1 pseudogene is annotated in these 645 nt (G+C 21.1%); it reads left to right on the top strand.

Annotated elements, in window-relative coordinates:
• Nucleotides 1–357: 357 nt before the first annotated feature.
• Nucleotides 358–645: pseudogene (locus K0039_RS20195) on the top strand (DUF4367 domain-containing protein); the annotation flags it as partial.

The raw sequence follows: 645 nt of genomic DNA, 5'->3' as shown, positions 1-645 counted from the left end.
CTTATGTTAGAAAACTAATTAAAATAGATTTCTAGTATTCATAGTTTTATTTTTTATTTAAAATACATGTAATAAAGATGTAAATTTGTATCAAAAAAGAAATATGATAACTTAAATTTTCTTATCTATATGAAAATAAATATCTCTTAAAATGAAATTCTGTAAACATAAATGATTTTTAAGTTTGAAGGATTAAATTAACAAAATTATAAATTTGCAAATAAGCTATATTAAAAAATATAATAATTTTTTATATAACTTATTCTTTTATAACTTTTAATTTTAAAAGAGGAAAATGTATATAAGAATATTCAATGTACTAGAAAAAATCAAAAGAAATATTAGAAGAAATGGAGGATGGAAATATTGAGTAATAAAAAAGATAATTTTGATATTACGGATGATATGCTTCAAGAAATTATCCCAATCGCGACAAAAATTATTCTTGATGACCTTCCTTCAGATGATGAATTAAATCATATTTTTTCAAAAAGTTTTGAGCGAAAGATGAAAAAGCTCATTAAGCAGCAGAAAAGAAGTAGTCTTACAAATAAGATTATTTTTTATTCAAAGCGAACAGCTATTGTATTTTTAATAGTTTTAGCTAGTTTATTTACTATTACTATGAGTAGCGAAGCATTACGT

This window comes from Terrisporobacter mayombei, assembly GCF_020748465.1.
Classification (GTDB): domain Bacteria; phylum Bacillota; class Clostridia; order Peptostreptococcales; family Peptostreptococcaceae; genus Terrisporobacter; species Terrisporobacter mayombei.
The sequence above is the reverse complement of the archived record's forward strand: the minus strand, read 5'-3'. Positions and strand labels throughout refer to the sequence as shown.